The sequence below is a fragment of the Paenisporosarcina sp. P4_B8 genome (genome assembly GCF_056402175.1).
Map to the genome: position 1 here is coordinate 1 of NZ_JBFUHX010000040.1, position 4,569 is coordinate 4,569.

Sequence of the window (4,569 nt, forward strand, 5' to 3'; positions counted from 1 at the left end):
TATTGGTTCTATACCAGTATAAAACAAAAGCACTATTCCAATCACTAGTATTAAAGCGGAATAAAAAAGTACATGACGTACCCACTTACAGAAGAAATTAAATAACCTTAGCCCTCAAGAATACAGGGCTAAGGTTGCTTAATAATCACTTTTTAATTACTTTCTACTTGAGAAGGGGAAGTCCAGAATACAGAAATCATCTTCTTTTGTGGCCTAACCTGTTTTGTCCTTTAGAAAGGGGACATTTTACTTTGAGTCCTCTTTTTTTATTAACTTCCCTGATGGGATTATGTTATTGTTTCGGCTCAAGACCGATCAGGCGTAGGAAGTATTCCAGCCCTTTCTTGCCAATTTTTTCTTTCGGCTGTTTGTTGGCAGGTGCGTCAGGTCCCTTCGTTAAGAAGTTTTTCTCCATTAAGCGAACATCCGTTTCGTCTACCACGCCATCTTGATTGAGATCTTGCGGCACGATGGAAGTATCTTTCGTACCATATGCATCCACGACACTCTGGATATCGAGGATATCAATCATTTTGTCGCCATTCACATCCCCTGCAAGACTTCTCTGACCAATTTTTAAAAATTGCCCACGTAGCTCACCATTTGCATCATGATATCCAGGAATGAATTTCTTCATAGCTTTAAGATGCCCCGGAACATCGAAAACAGCTGTATATACTTGATCGGAAGCCGGAATATCATTGATCGTGATAGCTCCATTTTTAGCAATTGTTCCTGGATATTTTTTACCACTTCTAGAGAGAGCGTATACTTGTGCTCCTATTTTTGTATAATCCCCCGGTTTCAAATATGCTGACCCTGATTCATATTTCAAAAATGCTTCCGGCGTGATGGATCCTATCAACTGTGTATGTGTAGGAATTATCTTAAGATCTTCAGTGCCGTAAAAAGGAATAGCAGTATCTGCTGTTTGTCCGGATTTCTTATAAGACCCTCCCTTCACCTCAAATCCAGGAATTTCATTTTCGTAAACTTCATCATTCATTACTTTAATCGTTACATCGAGGAACGGCATATCACCGTCCAGTCCTCTGAATGCCTTTCCAGTAATGGAAGCTCCGACTTTCACATTATTATGATATATACTTTCCGTCACAACTGGCTCATGGAGTGATACCTGTAAGCCTTTTTCCTGTGCATACTCTTTTACTGAATTGTTCAGCTTCACATTCGAAAACTTGAAGACGTCTTTGTCAATTGCTACACTAAATTCTCCGGAGACAAGCTCTTTCACATTATTAAGGCTGAGTGTCATCGTAAAGTTATCTCCGACTTTCAACTCTTTCTTGTCATAACTGGTAGTCGTATATTCCGTTCCTTCTTTCATGAAGTAATACTTTTGGTAACCAACTGCCGTTGCAGTATCCCACGTTCTCAACCACAATCTCATAGGTTGTTTTGCAATATCACTTTCCTCAATTCCTAATTTCACATCTCCATTCGCTTGAACCGGGAAGAATCCAGCCATATACGTATTGGTTCCTCTATAGTAAGCCATAGTGTTGGACGATTGATCGATGTCCAACCCTTTAGATTGTAATAGATTCACTGTCTCATCCTTAGCTGTTCCATGCATCCACACCGCTTTTTGGCCATCTTCTACTGTATACATAGAATCATTAATTTCGATTACACCCGATTTTATATCCATGTTGACTTCTGGTGCTTCATTGTCCACGATAAGCGGATTGTCATAAACATATGATTTCCCATCCTCATCGTGTGCAATCAGTTCCAGTATATAGTCGCCTGCTGGAAGCTTTATAGGAACATCACTGATTGGCTGGGACGGATCATTTGTAAATGGTAAGACCGTACCGCTGAACGCACCAGTAAGAAACACTTCTGCATCTATTTTTAAGTTACTCGTATTCGCTGTTCCTATGAACCCTACAGATTTTCCTGTTTTACTATCTTTTACAAGCACATCCATGGTTTTCATTGGGCTGTTCAACTTCATGATGAAATGGATCATTTTGTCATTAAGTTCCCAGAAAGCTGTTGTATTTGTCACGGATGGTCTAGTCGTTTTGACATAAGCAAATCCTTTTTCCGTCGCCATAACAGCAAATGGAATTTGATAGGTTTCGTCTGGATTGTTGGCATTGGTTACATGAATATACCCTTCATATCTTCCTCCCGCAGCGCTGGTTGGTATCGTTATGTTAGGCTGGAGCTCCTGCACTTGGCCGCTTCCCACTGTAATCGATGAAGGCACATCCACTGTAACACCGTTACTCACTGCATCTTGAATCCCTTTTCGCTCACCGTGATACTCCACTTCTAGTGTAAAAGATTTTTCTTCCTGGCTGTTGTTTTGAACCGTCACCTTTTTACTTGCTTCAATTGGTTGATCATCTTTTTTAATATGTCTTCCGAATACAATGGAACCTGTTTCTTCATCAATTTCTACGACTTTTCCATTTTCGATATTTTGTGTCTTATCCCATACTTTGATGGAGGTATCTGTATGAACCGCTTGATATGCATCGATTCGTCCTGCGCCTACTTCGTATACAGAATTATCCCCTTGTAAATCGTCCGAAGTATTCATGAGTGCCAATTTCACATCGAAAGGAGTGTATTCCGGATGCTCCTGCAATATCAATGCTGCTGTACCTGCCACATGTGGCGAGGCCATCGATGTACCCGACATGCGCACATAGGCATTCCCGTAATTAATGCCGTCCTGTGGATCGTTGATGAATTCCGGTGTCGTAGAGAATATCGACACACCTGGAGCGACCACATCCGGCTTAATATCATAATTTCCATTTACCGGTCCGCGTGAACTGAAATCTGCTAAATGATCGCCTTCTGTTTTTGTATTACTTAACGTTTCAAATGTGAAAGTACCWTCGCCCAGCTCTTTTAACCGCTCACCATCTGCTTTTGACAGGCGGAAAGAAGGGATTAACCCGACGACCTCACCCAAGTAGGCAGGTATTTGCCCGTCGACATTGTTATACACAATCACTGATTTAGCCCCAGCGTTTTTGGCGTTTTTGATTTTTTCATCAAACGCAAGTTCCCCGCGCTGAATCAACGCAATTTTCCCGCTGACATCTTTCCCGGCAAAATCAGTTGCTTTACCAAGTCCCGCAAATACAATTGGTAAGGATTTTCCTTGTAAATCTTCTAATCGATCAGAAAAATCTTTTCCGAGAAGTTGCAAATCATCTACTTGGTGAGACAAGCCCTTATTCTTATCTTCTAATTTAGGAGAAAAATCTTTGTCGAGACGTTTCGAATCTTCTAGTTGAGGAGAAAGTTCCTCGCTGATAAGTTTTGAATCTTCTAATTGATGAGAAAGGTCTTCTCCGAGACGTTCCAAATTATCATTTTCATTAGTGAAAACGCTTCCACTAAATGTAGGAATGGTCATAGAGACATCGCTTGCTCCTACTGAAATACCGAGAGCCGCTGTTCCTGGAGAGCCAAGCGTTTTTTCGTTCGGTCCGTTGTTGCCCGCAGCAACGACGGCCACCACGCCTGAAAGCATAGCATTATTTATCGCGACAGAAGTGGCGTATAAAGGATCGTTCGTATTGGCGCCGAGCGACAAGTTAATGACGTCCATGCCATCTGTAATCGCTTGATCGATTCCAGCAAGTACTCCTGCTGTATTTCCTCCACCCCAAACTCCCAATACTCGATATGCATATAAATCTACTTCTGGTGCTACCCCTTTTACAGCATAATCCACAGCGTTTTTCTGTTGGGCTGCAATCGTCCCTGCGACATGTGTTCCATGGTTTGTATAATACACTAAACCAGGATATGTTGGCTTGCCAGCATTAATCCAATCCTCGTAGGTCGTTTCCATCGGATCTGCATCATCATCTACAAAATCATATCCGCCCTTATAAACATCTTTTAAGTCTGGATGATTGTAGTCAATACCCGTGTCAATAACACCAACTTTAATCCCTTTACCGGTAATGTTCTCGGCATGTAACTTGTCAACGCCAATTTGCGGAATACTGTCTGCCATTTTCGGATCGATGGCTTCTTTCGTTTTTACCGGCGTTTCCACTTTTACCTCGTAATCTTTAAAGATACGATTAACTACTCCAGATTGCAGCAAATCTTGTACAGCTGTACCAGGCAACGTCATCGCTACACCGTTGATGGCCTTTTTATATTCTCTTGTAATGGTTACGTCTTCCGCTTTGTATGCGGTTGAGTTCTTTTGCACTTTTAATGATTGCACATGCTCTTTAAAAGCTTTGTGAGATTGTTCCACTTTTTCATTTGCAGCAGAAGAAGATAGTTTTTTTCCTTTCGCCGCTTGTTTCATCACTTCAATTTTAGCCGGCGCCTGTTCAAATTCGACGATGACTTTGACTAATTCCGGACTATTTGCATCAATATCCGGTGAAATGGTAAAGGTTGTATTTGTTTCTAATTGCTCTAATGCCTTTCTTTGTTCCGTAGTCAGGTTCTTTAGAATTTCTTCCGCATGATCAACCGATTTCAGCTCAAACGGGCTTTTCGCCAATACGTTATATGGAGCACCTTGAGATAATAACATGCCAACAGCTAGCG

General features: G+C 41.4%; 1 protein-coding gene. It reads right to left on the minus strand.

From position 1 onward, the window contains the following. Window positions 1-292 precede the first annotated feature (292 nt). Window positions 293-4,569: S8 family serine peptidase (locus AC1DSK_RS17165; RefSeq protein ID WP_477598437.1), on the minus strand; the 4,277-nt coding region annotated here is incomplete at its 5' end.